Annotated in this window: 18 protein-coding genes; 10 read left to right on the top strand and 8 right to left on the bottom strand. The window is 71.9% G+C overall.

From position 1 onward, the window contains the following. Positions 1 to 4: 4 nt before the first annotated feature. Positions 5 to 1129: a DNA integrity scanning diadenylate cyclase DisA gene (disA, locus tag C1703_RS22630; RefSeq protein ID WP_114254596.1), complete on the top strand. Its 1125-nt coding sequence runs from the start codon at positions 5 to 7 to the stop codon at positions 1127 to 1129. Positions 1130 to 1224: 95 nt separating this feature from the next. Here disA and C1703_RS22625 read toward each other — a convergent pair whose 3' ends face one another. Then, positions 1225 to 2091, bottom strand: coding sequence for a hypothetical protein (locus C1703_RS22625; RefSeq protein ID WP_114254595.1), 867 nt, complete (start codon positions 2089 to 2091; stop codon positions 1225 to 1227). 174 nt (positions 2092 to 2265) lie between these two features. Between C1703_RS22625 and C1703_RS22620 the strand changes: the two genes are divergently transcribed. Next, complete coding sequence (locus C1703_RS22620) at positions 2266 to 2919, top strand: phosphatase PAP2 family protein (RefSeq protein WP_114254594.1); 654 nt, start codon at positions 2266 to 2268, stop codon at positions 2917 to 2919. A 12-nt stretch (positions 2920 to 2931) separates the two neighbouring features. Here C1703_RS22620 and C1703_RS22615 read toward each other — a convergent pair whose 3' ends face one another. Together C1703_RS22615 and C1703_RS22610 are read right to left on the bottom strand one after the other, a co-directional pair. Further along, positions 2932 to 3588: a response regulator transcription factor gene (locus C1703_RS22615; protein ID WP_114254593.1), complete on the bottom strand. Its 657-nt coding sequence runs from the start codon at positions 3586 to 3588 to the stop codon at positions 2932 to 2934. Continuing rightward, entirely contained in the window at positions 3585 to 5165 is a 1581-nt protein-coding gene (locus C1703_RS22610; RefSeq protein ID WP_114254592.1) for a sensor histidine kinase, read from the bottom strand. Before C1703_RS22610 ends, C1703_RS22615 begins: the two co-directional genes overlap by 4 nt. Before the next feature lie 267 nt (positions 5166 to 5432). Here C1703_RS22610 and C1703_RS22605 point away from each other — a divergent pair, with 267 nt between their 5' ends. The 5 genes from C1703_RS22605 (at position 5433) to cseC (ending at position 10001) form a co-directional block, all read left to right on the top strand. After that, positions 5433 to 6386, top strand: a complete 954-nt coding sequence (locus C1703_RS22605; RefSeq protein WP_114254591.1) for an A/G-specific adenine glycosylase — start codon at positions 5433 to 5435, stop codon at positions 6384 to 6386. 232 nt (positions 6387 to 6618) lie between these two features. Continuing rightward, a complete protein-coding gene (locus C1703_RS22600; RefSeq protein ID WP_010048809.1) occupies positions 6619 to 7158 on the top strand; it encodes a SigE family RNA polymerase sigma factor in 540 nt (179 codons plus the stop codon). A gap of 47 nt (positions 7159 to 7205) precedes the next feature. After that, on the top strand, positions 7206 to 7805 hold the full coding sequence (locus C1703_RS22595; RefSeq protein ID WP_232840776.1) for a hypothetical protein: 600 nt from the start codon (positions 7206 to 7208) through the stop codon (positions 7803 to 7805). A 135-nt stretch (positions 7806 to 7940) separates the two neighbouring features. Beyond that, positions 7941 to 8642 (top strand): two-component system response regulator CseB, encoded by a 702-nt coding sequence (gene cseB, locus C1703_RS22590; RefSeq protein ID WP_114254590.1) that lies wholly within the window; start codon positions 7941 to 7943, stop codon positions 8640 to 8642. Positions 8643 to 8651: 9 nt separating this feature from the next. Next, positions 8652 to 10001, top strand: a complete 1350-nt coding sequence (cseC, locus tag C1703_RS22585; RefSeq protein WP_114254589.1) for a two-component system sensor histidine kinase CseC — start codon at positions 8652 to 8654, stop codon at positions 9999 to 10001. 10 nt (positions 10002 to 10011) lie between these two features. Here cseC and C1703_RS22580 read toward each other — a convergent pair whose 3' ends face one another. The 3 genes from C1703_RS22580 to C1703_RS22570 all read right to left on the bottom strand — a co-directional run bounded on the left by C1703_RS22580 (position 10012) and on the right by C1703_RS22570 (position 12696). After that, complete coding sequence (locus tag C1703_RS22580) at positions 10012 to 10458, bottom strand: VOC family protein (RefSeq protein WP_114254588.1); 447 nt, start codon at positions 10456 to 10458, stop codon at positions 10012 to 10014. A gap of 62 nt (positions 10459 to 10520) precedes the next feature. Continuing rightward, positions 10521 to 10952 carry a helix-turn-helix transcriptional regulator gene (locus C1703_RS22575; protein WP_114257542.1) on the bottom strand — a complete coding sequence of 144 codons (432 nt, stop codon included), beginning with the start codon at positions 10950 to 10952 and terminating at the stop codon, positions 10521 to 10523. Between the two features lie 148 nt (positions 10953 to 11100). After that, the gene (locus C1703_RS22570; protein ID WP_114254587.1) at positions 11101 to 12696 is read right to left on the bottom strand and encodes an MDR family MFS transporter; all 1596 of its coding nucleotides are present in this window, start codon (positions 12694 to 12696) and stop codon (positions 11101 to 11103) included. Positions 12697 to 12819: 123 nt separating this feature from the next. On the opposite strand from C1703_RS22570, the gene C1703_RS22565 reads away from it, so the two are divergent. Further along, on the top strand, positions 12820 to 13416 hold the full coding sequence (locus tag C1703_RS22565) for a TetR/AcrR family transcriptional regulator (protein WP_114254586.1): 597 nt from the start codon (positions 12820 to 12822) through the stop codon (positions 13414 to 13416). Between the two features lie 25 nt (positions 13417 to 13441). Here C1703_RS22565 and C1703_RS22560 read toward each other — a convergent pair whose 3' ends face one another. Continuing rightward, positions 13442 to 14164: a M23 family metallopeptidase gene (locus tag C1703_RS22560; RefSeq protein WP_114254585.1), complete on the bottom strand. Its 723-nt coding sequence runs from the start codon at positions 14162 to 14164 to the stop codon at positions 13442 to 13444. Positions 14165 to 14604: 440 nt separating this feature from the next. On the opposite strand from C1703_RS22560, the gene C1703_RS22555 reads away from it, so the two are divergent. Both C1703_RS22555 and C1703_RS22550 read left to right on the top strand, forming a co-directional pair. Beyond that, complete coding sequence (locus C1703_RS22555) at positions 14605 to 15252, top strand: HAD family acid phosphatase (RefSeq protein ID WP_232840559.1); 648 nt, start codon at positions 14605 to 14607, stop codon at positions 15250 to 15252. 58 nt (positions 15253 to 15310) lie between these two features. Further along, entirely contained in the window at positions 15311 to 18361 is a 3051-nt protein-coding gene (locus C1703_RS22550) for an NACHT domain-containing protein (protein ID WP_114254584.1), read from the top strand. 74 nt (positions 18362 to 18435) lie between these two features. Here C1703_RS22550 and C1703_RS22545 read toward each other — a convergent pair whose 3' ends face one another. After that, on the bottom strand, positions 18436 to 20961 hold the full coding sequence (locus C1703_RS22545; protein ID WP_114254583.1) for an ATP-dependent Clp protease ATP-binding subunit: 2526 nt from the start codon (positions 20959 to 20961) through the stop codon (positions 18436 to 18438). Between the last annotated feature and the right edge of the window lie 189 nt (positions 20962 to 21150).

Genomic DNA, 21150 nt, shown 5'->3' with positions numbered 1-21150 from the left:
TGCAGTGGCAGCCAACGACCGGGCATCAGCTCCCGGAAAGTCCGGCGGGAGTGCCGGTACCGATGGCCTGATGCGCGCCTCGCTGAGCGCCGTGGCACCCGGAACCGCCCTCCGCGACGGACTGGAGCGCGTGCTCCGCGGCAACACCGGCGGGCTCATCGTGCTCGGCTCCGACAAGACGGTCGAGGCGCTGTGCACCGGCGGCTTCGTGCTGGACGTCGAGTTCACCGCGACCCGTCTGCGCGAGCTGTGCAAGCTGGACGGCGGCATCGTGCTGTCCTCGGACCTGTCGAAGATCCTGCGCGCGGGCGTGCAGCTGGTCCCGGACCCGACGATCCCCACGGAGGAGACGGGCACCCGGCACCGCACGGCGGACCGCGTCAGCAAGCAGGTCGGCTTCCCGGTCGTGTCGGTCTCCCAGTCGATGCGGCTGATCGCCCTGTACGTCGACGGCCAGCGCCGGGTCCTGGAGGACTCGGCGGCGATCCTGTCCCGCGCCAACCAGGCCCTCGCGACCCTGGAGCGCTACAAGCTCCGCCTCGACGAGGTCGCGGGCACGCTGTCGGCGCTGGAGATCGAGGACCTGGTGACCGTCCGGGACGTCTCGGCGGTCGCCCAGCGCCTGGAGATGGTGCGCCGCATCGCCACGGAGATCGCCGAGTACGTGGTGGAGCTGGGCACGGACGGCCGGCTGCTCGCCCTCCAGCTGGACGAGCTGATCGCGGGCGTCGAGCCCGAGCGCGAGCTGGTCGTGCGGGACTACGTCCCCGAGCCCACGGCCAAGCGTTCCCGCACGGTCGACGAGGCCCTGGCCGAGCTCGACGCCCTCAGCCACGCCGAACTGCTCGAACTTCCCACGGTGGCCCGGGCGTTGGGCTACACGGGCTCGCCCGAGACGCTGGACTCGGCGGTGTCCCCGCGCGGCTTCCGGCTCCTCGCCAAGGTGCCGCGCCTGCCCGGCGCGATCATCGACCGCCTGGTGGAGCACTTCGGCGGTCTGCAGAAGCTGCTCGCGGCGAGCGTCGACGACCTCCAGACCGTGGACGGCGTGGGCGAGGCGCGGGCGCGCAGCGTCCGGGAGGGGCTGTCGCGGCTGGCGGAGTCGTCGATCCTGGAGCGGTACGTCTAAGCCCCCCGGCACCGCACTCCCCCGCACCGGCTGGAACGGCTGAGGGCGGTACCCGTCGCCGGGTACCGCCCTCGGGTCTTCCTCGCCGCAGGCCGCTAGTCCGCCGACAGCACGAACGACGTCTGCACCTTCGCGAAGCCCGGGGCCTTGGCTTCCACCAGGTACGTGCCCGTCCCGGCCGAGCCCGCGGGGGGCGTGGCGCACTCGGGGGCGCTGGGCTTGCGGTCCCACTTCACGGTGTAGGTGATGCCGCTGCCCGCCGGGACCCGGTAGAGCTGGTGGGCGGCGGACCGGGGGCAGTCCGCGGAGGACCAGTAGTCGTCGTCGCTGCTCGCCGGGGTGACCGTGAACACCGCGCCCTTCGGCCCGAGATCGATCTTGCAGTCGCTGCCGGAGATGTTCCGCGCGGTCAGCAGGAACGTGGGCGTCTGCTCGGGGTCGTAGGTGTTGTGCCGGCTGCGCAGGCTGAACTTGACCACGCTGGCGGTGCAGTTGGGCAGCGTGGAGCCGGCCGGCAGGGTGTCGCCGATGCCGACGCCGCCCGCCGTGTCGCCGCCCGGGCCACCGCCGCCGCCCGAGCCCGCGGAGCCGGAGCCGCCCGAGCCCGTGGAGCCGGAACCGTCGCCGGAACCCGAGCCGCCTGTGGAGCCGTCGCCCGAACCGCTGCCCGAACCGTCCCCGGAGCCCGACGACGAGCCGCCGGAGCCCGAGCCGCCCGACTCGTCGCGCCCGCCGGGGGCTTGGCTGATGGCCGGACCCGAACTCGACGGGCCGGGGGTGATGGACGTCGCGGGATTCTTGCCGTTGGCGCCGTTGTCGCCGCCCTTGCCGCCCCCGCCGCCCATGGTCACGATCCAGGTGATCAGCAGCGCCAACAGGGCGACCACAGACACCAGTACGACCCTCCGACGCCAGTAGATGGAGGAGGGAAGCGGCCCGACCGGATTGCGCAGAGATCCCACGGCGCAAACCTTACGAGAGATCTGCGCGTTCACCGGTCCCACCCGCCGCCGGGACGACAACTTTTCCGGATCATCATCCCGGAAACTGCCGTCCCACCCCTGTCTTTCGTCAGGTACGGAACGCGACGATCGCTGGGTGTGACGGGATCGGGGTCCCGCCTACCGTCCGTGACCATGACCTTCGAGGACACCGCGCTCTACCGCGACATCACCGACTTCGCCCACGACTCCCCGATGTGGGTACAGCACGGGGCCGAGCTGTGGACGGAGGCCGGACTGCTGGTCTTCGTCGGCCTGTTCGCCGCCGCCTGGTGGCGGGCCCGCCACGACAGCACCCAGGCGTTCGCGATCGCGGCCCTTGCACCTGTGGCCACGGCCGTGGCGTACGTGGTGAGCGAGCTGCTCAAGTCCGTGGTCGCGGAGGAGCGTCCGTGCCGGGCGGTCGCCGGTGCGGCCGTCTCCCTGGCCGCGTGCCCGGCGCACGGCGACTGGTCGTTCCCGTCCAACCACGCCACGATCGCGGGCGCCGCGGCGGTCGCCCTGACCCTGGTCCGGCGCGCGCTCCTGTGGCTGACGGCCCCGCTCGCCCTGCTCATGGCGTTCTCCCGGGTCTTCGTCGGCGTGCACTACCCGCACGACGTCGTCGCGGGGCTGGCGTTGGGCACGGTCGTCGCCCTCGGCGCCGTGCGGCTGGGCACGGGGCCGATGACGCGGCTGGCCGGGGCACTGCGCGGCTCACCGGCGCCGGCGGTGCGATGGGTGGCGGGGCCCGGCCGCCCGAACACTCCAACGGCCATACCGTCGTACGAGATGCCCGCGGAGCGCTGAGCGGACCGGCCGCTACGGCTCCACCAGCCCCGCCTCGTACGCGACGATCGCCGCCTGCACCCGGTTGCGTACGTCCAGCCGGTCCAGGACCGCGCTCACGTACGCCTTCACCGTGCCCTCGACGAGGTGCAGCCGGGCGGCGATCTCCGGGTTGGACAGGCCGGCGCCGACCAGGCCGAGCACCTCGCGTTCACGGGGGCTCAGGCCGGCCACGCGCGCGCGTGCGCGGGCCTCGCGGGTGAGCCGGCCGTCGCCGAGTCCCTCGTCGATGACGTACCGGGCCACCTTGGGCGAGAGGAACGCCGCCCCGGCCGCCACCGCCCGTACGCCCGCGATCAGTTCGTACGGGTCCCCGGACTTCAGCAGGAAGCCGGTGGCGCCGCCGCCGAGGGCGCGGGTCACGTAGGCGCCCTCGGAGAACGTGGTGAGCATCGCGACGGCCGTGCCGGGCACGGTCCGCACGATCTCCTCCGCCGCCGTGAGACCGTCCAGGCGCGGCATGCGGATGTCGAGCAGGGCCACGTCCGGGCGGTGGGCGCGGGCCAGCTCGACCGCCGCGCGCCCGTCGCCCGCCTCGGCGACGACCTCCGTCTCGCCGCTGCTGCCCAGGATGGCGCGCACACCGGCGCGGACCATGGCCTCGTCGTCGGCCAGGAGCACGCGGATCACTGTGAGAACTCCTCGAATTCTTCCCGGCCTTCGCCGGACAGGCCGATGCGGGGAACCACGTCCTTGGCGACCAGCCGCCCGGCCTCGAAGCACAGCCGGAAGTGGTCGACGGAGACGAAGAGTTCGCCGCTCGCACGGTAGTAGCGGCAGTCCGCCCCCTCGGGCGGGGCGGGGGCCCGTTCCTCGGGCGGGTCGTTCACGTCCCGTTCGGGCAGCAGGTGCCGGACCTCGGCCGCCGGGGTGCCCAGGCGCAGTTGCGCGTACGCGGCGGGTTCCAGCACCGAGTGCTTCTCCGCGTACGCGTACCAGCCGAAGGCCACGCCGACCAGGACGGCGCCCGCGCCGGCCGCGGCGCCGAGGGCGGCGGCGACACGGCGGCGGGCGTGCCGGAAGGGAGCCGGGCCGGGGGCTTGGCGGTGGGCTTGCTGCTGCTCGGGGGCGGCGGGGACGTACGCCGAGACCCGGAACCCGTCCTCGTGCGGGCCGGCCTCGAACGTGCCGCCGGCGGCGGTCACGGCGGCCCGCAGCCCGAGCAGGCCCGTACCGCCCCCGGAGGGCCGGGAACCATCGTGCGCGGCCCGGCCGTTGGTGAGGGTGACGGCCGTCCCCGTGGGCCTCCCCTCCACCGCCACGACCACGGGGGCGCCCGGCGCGTGCCGTGCCGCGTTGGTCAGTGCCTCCCGGACCACGCGGTGCAGCAGCCGTTCGGCGACCCCGCCCGGCACCACGGGCGGGTCCTGTCCGGCGGGCTCCCAGCGCACGGGGAGCCCCGACTCCGCGGCGCGGGCCACGAGTTGCTCCAGAGTCTCGCCCGCCGGGGCCAGCGGCGCCGGCTCGTCGTCGTCCTCGCGCAGCACGCCGATGATGCGGTGCAGCCGGTCCGTGGCGTCGGCGGCCGCCGCGCGCAGGTCGGCCGCCGCGCTCCGGTGCTCGTCGCCGAGCCCGGGGGCGACCTGGAGGGCGCCCGCGCGCAGGGCGATGAGGCTCAGCTCGTGGCCGAGGGAGTCGTGCATGTCCTGGGCGATCCTGGCCCGTTCGCGCAACCGCGCGCGTTCCTCCGCGAGGCGCTGCTCGTCCTCCAGCCGGGCGGCGCGCAGCCAGCCCGCCTCGGCCAGCTCGCGGCTCTGCCGCCAGTAGCGCCCGCCGAGCCAGGGGAAGACGCAGCCGAACAGCAGCGTGCCCGTCATGACGAGCCACTCGGGGGCCGGATCGACCCCGACGAGCGCGATCCGCGCGGTGCCGGCGCAGGCGACCGCCGCGAAGCACAGCACCGCGGGGCGCGCCCGGCCGGCCCGCAGCCCGAGCAGCAGCGCGAACAGGCCGAGGGCCGGGCCGTAGGAGGCGGTGAACAGGGCCGGGGCGGCGGTCAGGCTCAGGGCGGCGGCCAGTGCGAAGGCGGTGAGCGGTGACCGCCGGGACAGGGCGGCCGCGACCGCCAGCACGGCCACACCGGCCGCCTGCTGCCAGGCCGGCCGGGGTTCGTTCAGCCCGATCCGGTCGGCCGTGAGCGCCGGCAGCGCGAGGGCGGCCCACAGGAGGGCGCCCCGGGCGAGAGGGGCCGGACGAGGACGTTCCATGCGCGTGACGCTACAAGCGCCGGGCCGGCCGCACTGCTGCCGATCGTCAGGTACGTGGCTGTCCTGTGCCCGGACGTCAGATGCCTGGCTCCCTCGAAGGGCGGCGCCCGGGCGTCAGATGCCTGGCTGCCTCGAAGGGCGGCGCCCGGGCGTCAGATGCCTGGCTGCCTCGAAGGGCGGCGGTGCGCCCGGATGTCAGGCACCTGACTCCCTCAAGGGTGGCGGTGTGCCCGGATCGGTGGCTCTGCGTGGCACCATCGAGAGGCCATGACTGCTCCCACGAAGCCCCCGCGCCCCACCGCCTCCCTGACCGAAGCGTCCTCCGAAACGCCCTCCGGCCCGCCCCTCGGCGAGAACCTGCACTCCCCCGTCATCGACTGGTTCGACGAGAACGCCCGCGACCTGCCGTGGCGGCGTCCCGAGGCCGGGGCGTGGGGGGTGATGGTCAGTGAGTTCATGCTGCAGCAGACGCCGGTGAGCCGCGTGCTGCCCGTCTACGAGCAGTGGCTGGCCCGCTGGCCGCGCCCCGCCGACCTGGCCGCGGAGGCGCCCGGCGAGGCCGTCCGCGCCTGGGGCCGGCTCGGCTACCCGCGCCGCGCGCTGCGGCTGCACGGCGCCGCGGTCGCCATAACGGAACGGCACGGCGGTGACGTGCCGGCCGACCACGCCCAGCTGCTGGCCCTGCCCGGCATCGGCGAGTACACGGCCGCCGCCGTCGCCTCCTTCGCCTACGGGCAGCGGCATCCGGTGCTCGACACCAACGTGCGCCGGGTCTTCGCCCGCGCGGTCACCGGCGTGCAGTACCCGCCGAACGCCACCACCGCCGCCGAGCGCAAACTCGCCCGCGCGCTGCTGCCCGACGACGAGCCGACCGCCGCCCGCTGGGCCGCCGCCTCCATGGAGCTGGGCGCGCTGGTGTGCACGGCCAAGAGCGAGTCCTGCCACCGCTGCCCGATCGCCGCGCAGTGCGCGTGGCGGCTGGCGGGCAAGCCGGAGCACGACGGGCCGCCGCGCCGCGGCCAGACGTACGCGGGCACCGACCGGCAGGTGCGCGGGCGGCTGCTCGCCGTGCTGCGCGAGGCCCACGGTCCGGTTCCGCAGGCGGCCCTGGACCGGGTGTGGCACGAGCCGGTGCAGCGCGCGCGGGCCCTGGACGGCCTCGTCGCCGACGGGCTGGTGGAGCCGCTGGCCGGCGGGACGTACCGGCTGCCGTTGACGTGACACGGCTTCTGTTGCAGCGAAACGGCGACCAAATCACCCCGTAACCACACCAACCGGCGCAGCCCTCTCCCCGCGTCCGACAGCTGTTACACAACCGACGGACAGCCGAGCGCTGGCCGCAGGCTGCTTCGGACAGCGCCGTGACAACGCCTCCGTAACTTCGTCTCCGTCACACGGACAGCGGAACCCGGCAGCAGGACGCGCCGGTATACGGGGATGGAGGCGGTTGCACATGGCGCAGGGCGAGGTGCTCGAGTTCGAGGAGTACGTGCGCACCCGGCAGGACGCGCTGCTGCGCAGTGCCCGCCGCCTGGTCCCGGACCCGACGGACGCGCAGGACCTGCTGCAGACGGCGCTGGTCCGCACGTACGGTCGCTGGGAGACCATCGAGGACAAGCGGCTGGCGGACGCCTACCTGCGCCGGGTCATGATCAACACCCGGACGGAGTGGTGGCGGGCCCGCAAGCTGGAGGAGGTCCCGACCGAGCAGCTCCCGGACGCCTCGGTCGACGACTCCACCGAGCAGCACGCGGACCGCGCCCTGCTGATGGACGTGCTGAAGGTGCTCGCCCCGAAGCAGCGCAGTGTCGTGGTGCTGCGACACTGGGAGCAGATGTCCACGGAGGAGACGGCCGCCGCCCTCGGCATGTCGGCCGGAACGGTCAAGAGCACGCTGCACCGGGCGCTCGCCCGGCTCCGCGAGGAGCTGGAGTCCCGCGATCTCGACGCACGCGCGCTGGAGCGTGAGGAGCGGGAGCGGTGCGCGGCCTGACCGGCGAGGGTTCCGCGGGGAACCGGGGCGGCATCCAGGCGGTGATCATGGCACTGGCCGTGTTCGCCGCCCTCGCCCTTTTCGCGTCCTCGTGCGCCGCCGGCGGCACCGGCGCGCGTGACGAGGGCCCGGCGCACGCGGACTCGGACGCGGTGGCGGGTGCCGCCGGCACGCCGTCCGCCGCGCCGTCGAAGACGCCCGACGCGGTGAACGCGGTCAGGCTCGTCAAGGACGACCCCGAGGTCGCACCCGAGGTGAAGCGCGACCTCAAGCCGTGCGTCGCCGACGAGTACCCCGTCGACGTCTCCTACGGCAACCTCACCGGAGGTTCGGCCGACGACGTCGTCGTCAACGTGCTGACCTGCGGTGACGCGGTGGGTGTGGGCAGTTACGTGTATCGCGAGCAGGACGGCTCGTACAAGAATGTGTTCAAGGCGGAGGAGCCGCCGGTCTACGCGGAGATCGACCGCGGCGACCTGGTGGTGACGAAGCAGGTGTACGAGAAGGGCGACCCGGTGTCGAGTCCCTCCGGGGAGAACGTGATCACGTACCGGTGGGCTTCCGGCCGGTTCACCGAGGAGTACCGCACGCACAACGACTACGGGAAGGTCGTCGGCGACAGCGCGTCGCCGGCGCCCGCGAGCTGAACGGGCCGGGCCGCGTGAACCGGTCGGGCCGCTCGGAACGATTCCCCGGTGAACGCGTCGCACGGACCGTGCGTCCCAGCAGAGAGAACGCACCCCACGCACCCCACGGATCACACGAGGACTGAGAGCACCGGGATGGCAGACCAGACCCACGTCCTGTTCGTCGAGGACGACGACGTCATCCGCGAGGCCACGCAGCTCGCCCTGGAACGGGACGGCTTCGCGGTCACCGCCATGCCCGACGGCCTGTCGGGCCTGGAGGCGTTCCGCCGGGACCGCCCCGACATCGCGCTGCTGGACGTCATGGTGCCCGGCCTGGACGGGGTCAGCCTGTGCCGCCGGATCCGGGACGAGTCGACCGTGCCGGTGATCATGCTGTCGGCGCGGGCCGACTCCATCGACGTCGTGCTGGGCCTGGAGGCGGGCGCCGACGACTACGTGACCAAGCCGTTCGACGGTGCCGTCCTGGTCGCCCGGATCCGCGCGGTGCTGCGCCGGTTCGGGCACGCGGGCGGCGGCCGGGGCGAGGAACAGGCCGCCCCGGCGAGCGGTGGGGTGCTGACCTTCGGGGAGCTGGAGGTCGACACCGAGGGCATGGAGGTCCGCCGGGCCGGGCAGCCGGTGGCGCTGACGCCGACCGAGATGCGGCTGCTGCTGGAGTTCTCCTCGGCGCCGGGCACGGTCCTGTCCCGCGACAAGCTGCTGGAGCGGGTGTGGGACTACGGCTGGGGCGGGGACACCCGGGTCGTCGACGTGCACGTGCAGCGGCTGCGGCAGAAGATCGGCCAGGACCGTATCGAGACGGTCCGCGGCTTCGGCTACAAGTTGAAGGCCTGAGCAGGGGTGATGAGGGGGCATTTCCGGCGCCTGGTCGCCACGGGCTTGGAGCGCGCGGGCATCCGCACGGGCCTCAGATGGAAGCTGAGCGCGGCCATCGCGCTGGTCGGGGCGCTGGTGGCGGTCGCGCTGAGCCTGGTCGTGCACAACGCCGCGCGGGTGTCGATGCTGGACAACGCCCGGGACCTCGCCGACGAGCGCATCATCATCGCCCAGCGCAACTACGAGCTGTCCGGGCGGATCAACTTCCCCAACACCAAGATCGACGACCCCGACCTGCCGGCGGCGCTGCGGGACCGGGTCGAGGCGGGGCAGCGGGCGACGTACGTGGCCGACCGGCCGGGTGACGCGCCCGACATATGGGCCGCCGTGCCGCTGAAGAACGGGCATGTGATGTCCCTGCACTCGGGCTTCACGGACCGCAGCTCGGACATCCTGAAGGATCTCGACCAGGCCCTGGTGATCGGCTCCATCGCCGTCGTCCTCGGCGGCAGCGCGCTCGGGGTGCTCATCGGCGGGCACCTCTCACGGCGGCTGCGCAAGGCGGCCGTCGCGGCCAACCAGCTCGCCGGCGGCGAGACGGACGTCCGCGTGCGGGACGCCATGGGCGGGGTCGTCCGGGACGAGACCGACGACCTGGCGAGCGCGGTGGACGCCATGGCGGACGCGCTGCGGCAGCGGATCGAGGCCGAGCGGCGGGTCACCGCCGACATCGCGCACGAGCTGCGCACCCCGGTGACGGGGCTGCTGACCGCCGCCGAGCTGCTGCCGCCCGGCCGACCGACCGAGCTGGTGCTGGACCGGGCCAAGGCCATGCGCACGCTCGTGGAGGACGTGCTGGAGGTGGCCCGGCTGGACGGGGCCTCGGAGCGGGCGGAGCTGCAGGACATCATGCTGGGCGAGTTCGTCGCCCGGCGGGTGGCGGCCAAGGACCCGGACGTCGAGGTGCGGATCGTGCACGAGTCGGAGGTGACCACCGACCCGCGGCGCCTGGAGCGGGTGCTGTTCAACCTCCTCGCCAACGCGGCCCGGCACGGCAAGCCGCCCATCGAGGTCACCGTCGAGGGCCGGGTCATCCGCGTCCGCGACCACGGCCCCGGCTTCCCGGAGGACCTGCTCGCCGAGGGGCCGAGCCGCTTCCGCACCGGCAGCAAGGACCGGGCCGGCCACGGTCACGGCCTCGGCCTGACCATCGCGGCCGGGCAGGCCCGGGTGCTGGGCGCCCGGCTGACCTTCCGCAACGTCCGCACGCCGGGCGCGCCGGAGGAGGTGCCCGCCGAGGGCGCGGTGGCGGTGCTGTGGCTGCCGGAGCACGCGCCGACGAACACGGGGAGCTATCCGATGCTGCCGGGGTCGTAGACCGCGCTGGTCAGCAGGTCCAGTCCTGGTCCATGTCGAGGCCGCCCTCGCGGGGCTGGGTGAACGAGAACCAGTTGCCGGAGTCGTCGCGGAACAGCGCCTCCGTGCCGTACGGGCGCTCCTGCGGCTCCTGGAGGAACTCCACGCCGCGGTCCTTGAGCTTCTTGTAGTCGCCGTGGATGTCGTCGGTGGTCAGCACGCCCGCGCCGAGCGCCCCCTTGGTCACCAGCTTGCGGAGCATCTCGGCGGACTCGGGGTCCATCGCGGGGCCGCCGGGCACCATCAGCGTCAGCTCCACGTCGGGCTGGTTCGGCGAGCCGACCGTGAGCCAGCGCATGCCGCCCTCGCCCATGGTCATGTCCGTACGGACCTCCAGGCCCAGTTTCTCGGTGTAGAACTCCTTGGCGCGGTCCTGGTCGAGGACCCAGACGGTCGAGATGGCGAGACCCTTGATCATGGCGTGCTCCTGCTGCTCGCGGCCGGTTCGTGCGTGTCCTGCCACCGTAGGCAGCGGGGGTGTCAGCCCGCTTCTCCGGAATTGCGCTGCTGCCTCGGCCCGGGCCCGGGCGGGGTGCGGAAGCCGCCCGCCCAGAGCATGGCGTAGCAGCCGGGTATCAGCGCGGCTCCGCGGCCCACGTGCTTGTGCCGGTACTCGCTCGGTGTCAGCCCGGTCCAGGCCTTGAAGCGCGCCGAGAACGTGCCCACGCTGCTGAAGCCGACCAGGTGGCAGATCTCCGTCACCGAGAGGTTCGCCGTGCGCAGCAGGTCCTCGGCCCGGTCTATGCGGCGGTGCGTGAGGTACTGGCCGGGGGTCTCGCCGTACGCCTCCTTGAAGGCGCGGATGAAGTGGTACCGCGAGTACCCGGCGTGCGCGGCGACGGTGTCCAGGTCGAGCTCGGGGTCGGCCCAGTCCCGGTCCATGGCGTCCTTGGCGCGCCGCACCTGCCGCATCTTGTCCATGCGATCGATGGTGGCACGGGGGTCTGACAGTGGGGTCCGACCGATCCGGCAGCGGGGGCCGCCGGCGGGGCCCGGTCCGGTGCGGCCGGGCAGGACGAAGCCCCCGGGGCGGGCACCCCGGGGGCTTCGCACGGTCCGGTCAGACGGCCTCGACCACCGGCGTCTGCGCCACCGGGCCGTCCGCGCGGTCCTCGTCCGCCGCCTTCGGCCCCGCTCCCCGCAGCGGCACCTCCTTGACGAACACGGCGGCCGCCAGCGACACCACCGCCACCACGGCCCCGAGCAGGAACGCCGAGTGCGTGCCGGCGGAGACCGCGTGCTGGTAGGCCTCGCGGGCCAGCGCCGGCAGCTTGGCGAGGCTCGCCGCGTCGAGCTGCGCCGACTGCTCGGTCACCTTGGAGCCCAGCGCCCCGGCCCGCTCGGACATGACGTCCTGGACCCGGCTGTTGAACAGCGCGCCCATGATCGCGACGCCGAAGGAGGAACCGAGGGTGCGGAAGAGCGTGGTGGACGAGGACGCCACGCCCATGTCCTTCATCTCCACGCTGTTCTGCGCGACCAGCATGGTGATCTGCATCAGGCAGCCCATGCCGAGTCCCACCACGGCCATGAAGACCCCGGAGGTGAACCGCGAGGTGCCCGTGTCCATGGTGGACAGGAGGTAGAGCCCGACGATCATCAGCGCGCTGCCGAGCACCGGGAACACCTTGTACCTGCCGGTGTTCGTGGTGACCCGGCCGGCGACCATGGACGTGACGAGCATCGCGCCCAGCATCGGCAGGAGCAGCAGCCCCGAGTTCGTCGCGGAGGCGCCCTGCACGGACTGCTGGTACAGCGGCAGGAACAGCGTGGCGCCGAACATCACGAAGCCGGTGATGAAGCCGATGACCGACATCAGCGTGAAGTTGCGGCTGCGGAAGATGTGCAGCGGCAGCACCGGCTCGGCGGCCCTGGTCTGCCAGAACACGAACCCGACGAGCGCGGCGACGCCGATGCCGATCAGCTCCATGATCCGCGCGGAGCTCCAGGCGTACTCCGTGCCGCCCCAGGTGGTGACGAGCACGATCGCGGTGATGCCGACGGTCAGCAGCGCGGCGCCCAGGTAGTCGATGCGGGCCTCGGCCCGCTTCTTCGGCAGGTGCAGCACGGCACTGACGGCGACCAGGGCGACCGCTCCCAGCGGCAGGTTGATGTAGAACGCCCAGCGCCAGCCCCAGTTGTCCGTGATCGTGCCGCCGACCAGCGGGCCGCCGATCATCGCGAGCGCCATGACGCCGGCCATCATGCCCTGGTACTTGCCGCGCTCCCGGGGCGGGATCAGGTCGCCGATGATCGCCATGACGCCGACCATCAGACCGCCGGCGCCGAGGCCCTGCACGGCCCGGAAACCGATCAGCTCGCCCATGTTCTGCGCCATGCCGCTGAGCGCCGAGCCGATCAGGAACAGGACGATGGAGGACATGAACGTGCCCTTGCGGCCGTACATGTCGCCGAGCTTGCCCCACAGCGGGGTCGAGGCGGCGGTGGCCAGGGTGTAGGACGTGACCACCCAGGAGAGGTGTTCGAGGCCGCCCAGCTCGCCCACGATCGTCGGCATCGCCGTACCGATGATCATGTTGTCGAGCATCGCGAGCATCATCGCGATCATGAGCGCGAGCAGCACGACCCGCACGCTCTTCGGCTGTTTCCCCCCGGTGTCGGCGCCGACCGCCGGTGTGTCCGTCGTGTCCGCCATGGTTTCCCCACTCCCCAGCTACCGCTACTTACTTGCCGACCGGCTAGTGACTACACTCGGAAGCTAGCCGCGGAACTAGCCGGGCGTCAAGTAAGTTTTATGGAAAGCGGGCGGCGTAGGAGGATGGGCGGCACCATGGACGGCACCAGGCAGCGGCGCCGCGGGGACACCCGTCGGCGCATCCAGGACGTGGCCCTCGACCTCTTCGCGGAGCAGGGCTACGAGAAGACGTCCCTGCGCGAGATCGCCGAGCGCCTGGACGTCACCAAGGCGGCGCTCTACTACCACTTCAAGACCAAGGAAGAGATCCTCGTCAGCATCTTCGAGGACCTCACGCAGCCGATCGAGGACCTGATCGACTGGGGCCGGCGCCAGCCGCACACGCTGGAGACCAAGCAGGAGATCATCCGCCGCTACGCCGACACGCTCGCCCAGGCGGCACCGCTGTTCCGTTTCATGCACGACAACCAGGCGTCGGTACGGGACCTGCGGATCGGCGAGTCCTTCAAGGCGCGCGTGCACAGCCTGCGCGACATCATCGTCGACCCGGACGCGGACCTGGTCGACCAGGTCCGCTGCGCCAGCGCGATCTTCACGCTGCACGCCGGGATGTTCCTGCTCCAGGACGTGGGAGACGACCCCGAGGAACGGAACAAGGCCGTCCTCGAGGTCGCCACGGACCTGGTGACCCAGGCCCACCGGGGAACCAGGGGCTCCTAGCGGGCCCCGGGAGTCCGGGACCGGGTCAGACCTTCACGCCCTTGGCGCGCAGGAACTTCACCGGGTCGACCGCCGAGCCGTAGTTCGGGGTCGTACGGATCTCGAAGTGCAGGTGCGGGCCGCTCGAGTTGCCGGTGTTGCCGGACCGGGCGATCTCCTGGCCGGTCTTGACGATCTGGCCGATCCGCACCTTCACCTTCGACAGGTGGGCGTACTGCGAGTACGTGCCGTTGCCGTGCTTGATCACGACGGCGTTGCCGTACGCGGGGCCGTCACCGGCGCCGTTGCCGCCGGCCTTGACCACCGTGCCGCCGTGCGCGGCGACGACCTGGGTGCCGCTCGGGACGGCGAAGTCCTGGCCGCTGTGGGTGGACTGCCACATGCCGCCGTTCTGGGCGAAGCTCGCGGAGAGCTTGTACTTCTTCACCGGGTCGACCCAGGACGGCTTGGCCTTCTTCGCGGCGGCCTTCTTGGCGGCGGCCTTCTTCTCGGCGGCCTTCTTCGCCGCGGCGGCCTTGGCAGCCTGCGCGGCCTTCTCGGCCTTGGCCTTCGCGGCCTCGGCGGCCTTGGCCTGGGCGGCGGCCTGCGCCTGGACGGCGGTGGCGGCACCGGACGCGGCCGTGGTGTCGGCGGCGGACGCGACCCCGGCTCCCAGTGCGACCGAGACACCGAGGCCGGCGGCCAGCACGGTCGCACGGGTGCGGAGCTGGGACGTACGGGAGGAACGGGACGTGACGCGCTGGGACATCGAAACCTCGTGGGGAAGGGGACGGAGAAAACCACCCGGCGCGCAGTCGCTCGCCGAATGGCCATCCCTTGGTAACCCGAAGTCCGACAAACTCCCAAAAGCGTGATCTACGACAGAAGTTAGTAATTTCGTTCAGTGTTCTACGTCTCTTGACACAGCGCTCATCCGGGACGAATCAGCCCACTGCCCTGCACTTCACCCGGTGCCGCCGGGCGAGAATCCCTTTCCTCCCGGCCCCTTCAGCACTATTCCGCCTAGTAACGGACATATCGCCTGTGCGCCATGTCACCGGGGTCCCTCTTCGGCCATTCCGGAAATGTGGCGCACGCCTCTAGGCGCCTACCGTCCAGTAACCCTACGGTTCCCCTCGCGCCACCCTCGCGCACGAACATGCACACGACATGTTGGCAGCGTCACGGACGTGAGAGGACCCCCACGACATGCAGACCCCACTGCAGACCCGACGCCCCTGGTTGCGCCGCGCCTCGGTGACCGCCGTCTCGGCGGCGGCCCTCGTGGCGATGGCCGCACCGGCCGACGCCGCGACCACCGCCCAGGCCTCCACGGCGGCCACCGCCATCAGCACGGCCGCCGCCGTCGACTACGCCACCTGGCAGAAGGACTGCCAGGCGGTGATGGACCAGGCGCTGCCCTATCTGAAGCAGCGCATAGCGGCCGCGAAGCCCGGCGAGAAGCAGGCGATCGTCCTCGACATCGACAACACCGCGCTGGAGACCGACTTCGGCTTCAGCTACCCGCAGCCGGCCAACAAGCCGGTCCTGGAGGTCGCCAGATACGCCCAGGAGCGCGGCGTCGCCCTGTTCTTCGTGACCGCCCGCCCGGACATCATCTACTCGTTCACCGAGTACAACCTGAAGCAGGCCGGCTACCAGGTCTCCGGCCTCTACGTCCGCAACTTCATCGACCTCTTCAAGAACGTCGCCGAGTACAAGACGGCCCAGCGCGTCGACGTCGAGAAGAAGGGCTACACGATCATCGCGAACATCGGCAACAGCGCCACCGACCTCTCGGGCGGCCACGCCGAGAAGACGTACAAGCTGCCGGACTACGACGGCCAGCTCTCCTGACCCGTCCACAACTCCGGGTAGTCTCACCCCCGTTCGCGCGACCACGGGGGTGAGGCGGATGGATCCGACGGTACTCGGCGGCAAACTGGCGTCCGCGCTGGTCGGACCGCTGCTGAAGAAGCTCTTCCGCCCGGACGAACCGGGAGCGGGCCTGGTCGACAAGCCCGTACGCCTGTCCGCTCTCGTGTCCTTCCGGGGCGAGAAGCGCACCCTGACCGAGCCGGACGTGCACAAGCTCGCCGAGCGGATCGTGGCGCAGGCGGTGGACTCCCCGGGCGAGGCGCCCTTCCCGGCCGACGAGCGGATCGCCGTCACCGACACCCTGGCCCGCAGGCTGCTCGCCCTCGGCGACCTCGACATGGACGACGTCCAGGCGGTCCGCCTCGGCCACCGCGAGCTGGCCAGGAAGCTCCACCACGCGGCCCCCGCACCCGACGGCCTGTCCGTCGACTCCTGTCACTTCCTCGACCACACGACCGACTGGGCGTGCCTGAACATCCTGGAGTTCTTCACCCGCCGCTCCACGTTCGTCGCCCGCACCCTCGTCGAGCAGACCCGCGCCCAGGCGGAACTGATCGCCAAGGTCGACGAGCTGATCACCCGCACGCCCCGCCCGGACGGCCGGGACGCCGCCTTCGAACGCCGCTACCTGCCGCACGTCGCCGAGCGCCACAACCACATCACCATCTACGGCATCGACCTGCGCGACTCCCCCGACCGCTGGCCCCTGGAAGTCGCCTACCTCAGCCTGGAGGCGACGGGCGGCGAGCGGAGCGCCGTCCCCGAAGCGCCGCCGGGCGAGCACCCCGCCGCTCCCCTCGCCGTCCGGCTGCCCGCGGAGGAGGCCCTCGGCAGCCACGACCGGGTCATGCTGCGCGGCGACGCCGGCTCCGGCAAGACCACCCTCGTGCAGTGGCTCGCGGTGACCGCCGCCCGGGACGCGGTCCGCGTCCCGTTCGTCCTGCCCCTGCGCACCCTGGTCCGCGCCGGCGCGCTGCCCGCGCCCGGCGCCTTCCTCACGGCGGTGGGCTGCCCGCTCACCCCGCCCGAGGGCTGGGCCGAGCGGGTCCTGACCGCCGGCCGGGGCCTGGTCCTCGTCGACGGGCTGGACGAGATCCCCGCCGCCGACCGGCACCGCACCCGCGACTGGCTGCTCGCCCTCATCCACGCCTACCCCGGCAACCACTGGCTGCTGACCTCCCGCCCCACAGCCGTACGCCCCGACTGGCTGGCCGCCGAGGGCTTCCGGGAGCTGACCCTCACCCCGATGCGCCGCGCCGATGTGACGACGTTCGTGCACCGCTGGCACGCGGCGGCACAGGCGCCCGAGTACGAGACGCAGCTCCTGGACGCCCTGCGGACCAAACGCGACCTGGCCCGCCTCGCCACCAACCCCCTGATGTGCGGGCTGATCTGCGCCCTGCACCGGGAGCGGCGGGGCTACCTCCCCACCGGCCGCAAGGAGCTGTACGACGCCGCCCTCGGGATGCTGCTCGCGCGCCGTGACCGGGAGCGGGGCATGGGCGCGGTGGACGGGGTCGAGCTGGGTGAGGAGGCCCAGCTGGAGCTGCTCCAGCGCCTCGCCTACGCGCTGGTGCTGAGCGGCCGTACGGAGATGGACCTGGAGACGGCCGAGGGCATCGTGGAGCGCTGCCTGCCGGCGATCACGCGGGTGCCGGCCCAGCGGGACGCGGCGGACGTGCTGCGCGCCCTGATGCTCCGCAGCGGCCTGCTCCGCCAGCCGGCCGACGGCGTCGTCCACTTCGTCCACCGCACCTTCCAGGACTACCTGGGCGCCCGGTACGCCGTCGAGGAGGGCCATCTGGGCGTGCTGGCCGACCACGCGGCCGACAGCCAGTGGGAGGACGTGATCCGCATGGCGGTCGCGCACGCCCGGCCCGGGGAGCGGGCGACCCTGCTGCGCCGGCTGCTGGCCGAGGAGACCCCGCGGCTGACCCTCCTCGCCCTGGCCTGCCTGGAGCATGCCGTGGCCCTGGACCCCGGGGTGCGGGCGGAAGTGGAGGAACGAGCCGGGGCGCTCATCCCACCGCGCACGACCGAGGAGGCGCGGGCCCTCGCGGAGGCGGGCCCCCTGGTCCTGGAACTGCTGCCCGGGCCGGAGGGACTGACCGCCGAGGAGGCCCACGGCGTCGCCGTCACCGCCTCACTCCTCGGAGCCGAGGAGGACGAGGGCGCGCTCGCCGTGCTGCGCCGCTTCCGCGAGCATCCGGAACTCGACGTGCGACGCCAGCTGGTGGGCACCTGGAGCCGCTTCGACACCCGCGAGTACGCGGTCGAGGTGCTCGACCACCTGGACCGAGGCGGCCTCTCCCTGCTCTGCGAGTCGGCCGAGCAGCGGGCGGCGCTCCGGCTGATGCGCCCCTGGACGAGGCTGAGGTTCGACGGCCCGCTCACCGCGGCGGAACTCCTCGACTGCGTCCCCGAGCCCGCCGAGGTCCGCCACCTGGACCTGCGGAACAACCCGGCCCTCGGCCACCTGGGGGAGCTGCTGGCGTTCCCGTCCCTGACCGGACTGTGGCTCCAGCGCTGCCCTGACGCCGTCGGCCTCTCCAGGCTGGCGGAACTTCCGCTGACCGATCTCGTGGTCTTCGACCGCGGTGCGGACCTCACCGGGCTGGGCACCCTGCACCAGCTCACCCAGCTGTCGATCGACGGGGGTGTCCCGGGAGACTGCCTCGCCGACACCCTTCCCGCCGAGGCACCCCTGCGGAGCCTCTTCCTGGGCATGGACGCCACAGACTCCACCGGGCTGCGTGGCCTGTCCCGGTGGCCCACGCTGAAGTCCCTGGCGCTCGGCGTGTCCGACCGGCGGCCCCTGGGCGCCGAGGACTGGTCCGAGGTGGCCGCCCTCCCGGCGCTCACGGCGCTGTCCCTCTACGGGCGGCCGGAGGGCTTCGCCCACGAGACCGTGCCGGAACTGCCCGGCATCCAGGAGCTCCGGTTCCTCACGGACCCACCGCCCGCCGAGTCGCTGCGTTTCCTCGCCTCGCGCCTGCCGGGGCTGCGCACGCTGACCGTCACCAAGCCCGAGCAGTCCCTCGACTCCTACGCCGAGGTCTTCCCCACCGCCGAGATCATCGGCCTCTGACCCCGGGCACGGAAGAGGGGCCGGTGCCCCGGAAGGCACCGGCCCCTCTCACTCGGCTCGCTCGGCCGTGACGCTTACGCGTCCTTGCTCAGGTTCGGACCCGTGCCGCCGGCCGCCTGCTCGATCGGCGGGACGTCGGGCAGAGCCGACTTCTCCTCGCCGCGGAAGGTGAAGGTCTTGGCCTCGCCCTCGCCCTCCGTGTCCACGACCACGATGTGGCCGGGACGGAGTTCGCCGAAGAGGATCTTCTCCGACAGCGAGTCCTCGATCTCGCGCTGGATGGTGCGGCGCAGCGGACGCGCGCCCAGCACGGGGTCGTAGCCCTTCTTGGACAGCAGCTCCTTGGCGGACTGGGAGAGCTCGATGCCCATGTCCCGGTCCTTCAGGCGCTCGTCCACCTTGCCGATCATCAGGTCGACGATCTGGAGGATGTCGTCCTGGCTGAGCTGCGGGAAGACGACCACGTCGTCGACGCGGTTGAGGAACTCGGGCCGGAAGTGCTGCTTGAGCTCGTCCTGGACCTTGTTCTTCATGCGCTCGTAGTTGGTCTTCGTGTCACCCGAGGCCGCGAAGCCCAGGTTGAAGCCCTTGGAGATGTCCCGGGTGCCGAGGTTGGTCGTCATGATGATGACCGTGTTCTTGAAGTCCACGACCCGGCCCTGGGAGTCGGTCAGGCGACCGTCCTCCAGGATCTGCAGCAGCGAGTTGAAGATGTCCGGGTGGGCCTTCTCGACCTCGTCGAAGAGGACGACGGAGAACGGCTTGCGCCGCACCTTCTCGGTCAGCTGCCCGCCCTCTTCGTAGCCCACGTAGCCGGGGGGCGAACCGAAGAGCCGCGAGACCGTGTGCTTCTCGCTGAACTCCGACATGTCGAGGGAGATCAGCGCGTCCTCGTCGCCGAAGAGGAACTCGGCGAGCGCCTTGGACAGCTCGGTCTTACCGACACCGGACGGGCCGGCGAAGATGAACGAACCACCGGGGCGCTTCGGGTCCTTCAGACCGGCACGCGTACGGCGGATCGCCTTCGACAGCGCCTTGACGGCGTCGTTCTGGCCGATGACCCGCTTGTGGAGCTCCTCCTCCATGCGCAGCAGGCGGGAGGACTCCTCCTCGGTCAGCTTGAAGACCGGGATGCCGGTGGCGGTCGCGAGGACCTCGGCGATCAGCTCGCCGTCGACCTCGGCGACGACGTCCATGTCGCCGGCCTTCCACTCCTTCTCCCGCTTGGCCTTGGCGGCGAGGAGCTGCTTCTCCTTGTCGCGCAGGGAAGCGGCCTTCTCGAAGTCCTGCGAGTCGATCGCGGACTCCTTGTCCCGGCGGACACCGGCGATCTTCTCGTCGAACTCGCGCAGGTCCGGCGGCGCGGTCATCCGGCGGATGCGCATCCGGGAACCGGCCTCGTCGATCAGGTCGATCGCCTTGTCCGGCAGGAAGCGGTCCGAGATGTACCGGTCGGCCAGGGTGGCGGCCTGGACCAGCGCCTCGTCGGTGATGGAGACGCGGTGGTGCGCCTCGTACCGGTCACGGAGACCCTTGAGGATCTCGATCGTGTGCGGCAGGGACGGCTCGGCGACCTGGATGGGCTGGAAGCGGCGCTCCAGGGCCGCGTCCTTCTCCAGGTGCTTGCGGTACTCGTCCAGCGTCGTCGCACCGATGGTCTGCAGCTCACCGCGGGCCAGCATCGGCTTCAGGATCGAAGCGGCGTCGATGGCGCCCTCGGCGGCACCCGCACCGACCAGCGTGTGCAGCTCGTCGATGAACAGGATGATGTCGCCGCGGGTGCGGATCTCCTTGAGCACCTTCTTCAGGCGCTCCTCGAAGTCACCGCGGTAGCGGGAGCCGGCGACCAGGGCACCGAGGTCCAGGGTGTAGAGGTGCTTGTCCTTGAGGGTCTCGGGCACCTCGCCCTTGACGATGGCCTGGGCGAGGCCCTCGACGACGGCGGTCTTGCCGACGCCGGGCTCACCGATCAGCACCGGGTTGTTCTTCGTACGGCGGGACAGCACCTGCATGACCCGCTCGATCTCCTTCTCGCGCCCGATGACCGGGTCGAGCTTGGACTCACGAGCGGCCTGGGTGAGGTTCCGGCCGAACTGGTCGAGGACCAGGGACGTGGAGGGCGTGCCCTCGGCAGGACCGCCGGCGGTGGCGGTCTCCTTGCCCTGGTAACCGGAGAGCAGCTGGATCACCTGCTGCCGCACGCGGTTCAGATCTGCGCCCAGCTTGACCAGGACCTGGGCGGCGACGCCCTCGCCCTCGCGGATCAGGCCGAGCAGGATGTGCTCCGTGCCGATGTAGTTGTGGCCCAGCTGAAGGGCCTCGCGGAGCGACAGCTCCAGGACCTTCTTGGCACGGGGGGTGAAGGGGATGTGCCCGGACGGGGCCTGCTGGCCCTGGCCGATGATCTCCTCCACCTGCTGGCGGACCGCCTCGAGCGAAATCCCGAGGCTCTCAAGGGCCTTGGCGGCGACACCTTCACCCTCGTGGATCAGGCCCAGGAGGATGTGTTCAGTGCCGATGTAGTTGTGGTTGAGCATCCGGGCTTCTTCCTGAGCCAGGACGACAACCCGCCGCGCGCGGTCGGTGAACCTCTCGAACATCGTTAATCGCTCCTCAGAGCGGTCAGGCAGTGGGGGGAACTTCCCCTCCCTGTCCTTCCGCAGCTTAGTCCCGCAAGCGGGGACCGCTCATTCCAACTGCCGACACCGTCCTTGGCCTCCTGACCCCGAACGCCGACATCTGCTCCAACCCGATGGTGCGAGACGATGTTCCCGCAGGCCAGGCAGATA

The organism is Streptomyces sp. Go-475, from assembly GCF_003330845.1.
Taxonomy (GTDB): domain Bacteria; phylum Actinomycetota; class Actinomycetes; order Streptomycetales; family Streptomycetaceae; genus Streptomyces.
The sequence above is the reverse complement of the archived record's forward strand: the minus strand, read 5'-3'. Positions and strand labels throughout refer to the sequence as shown.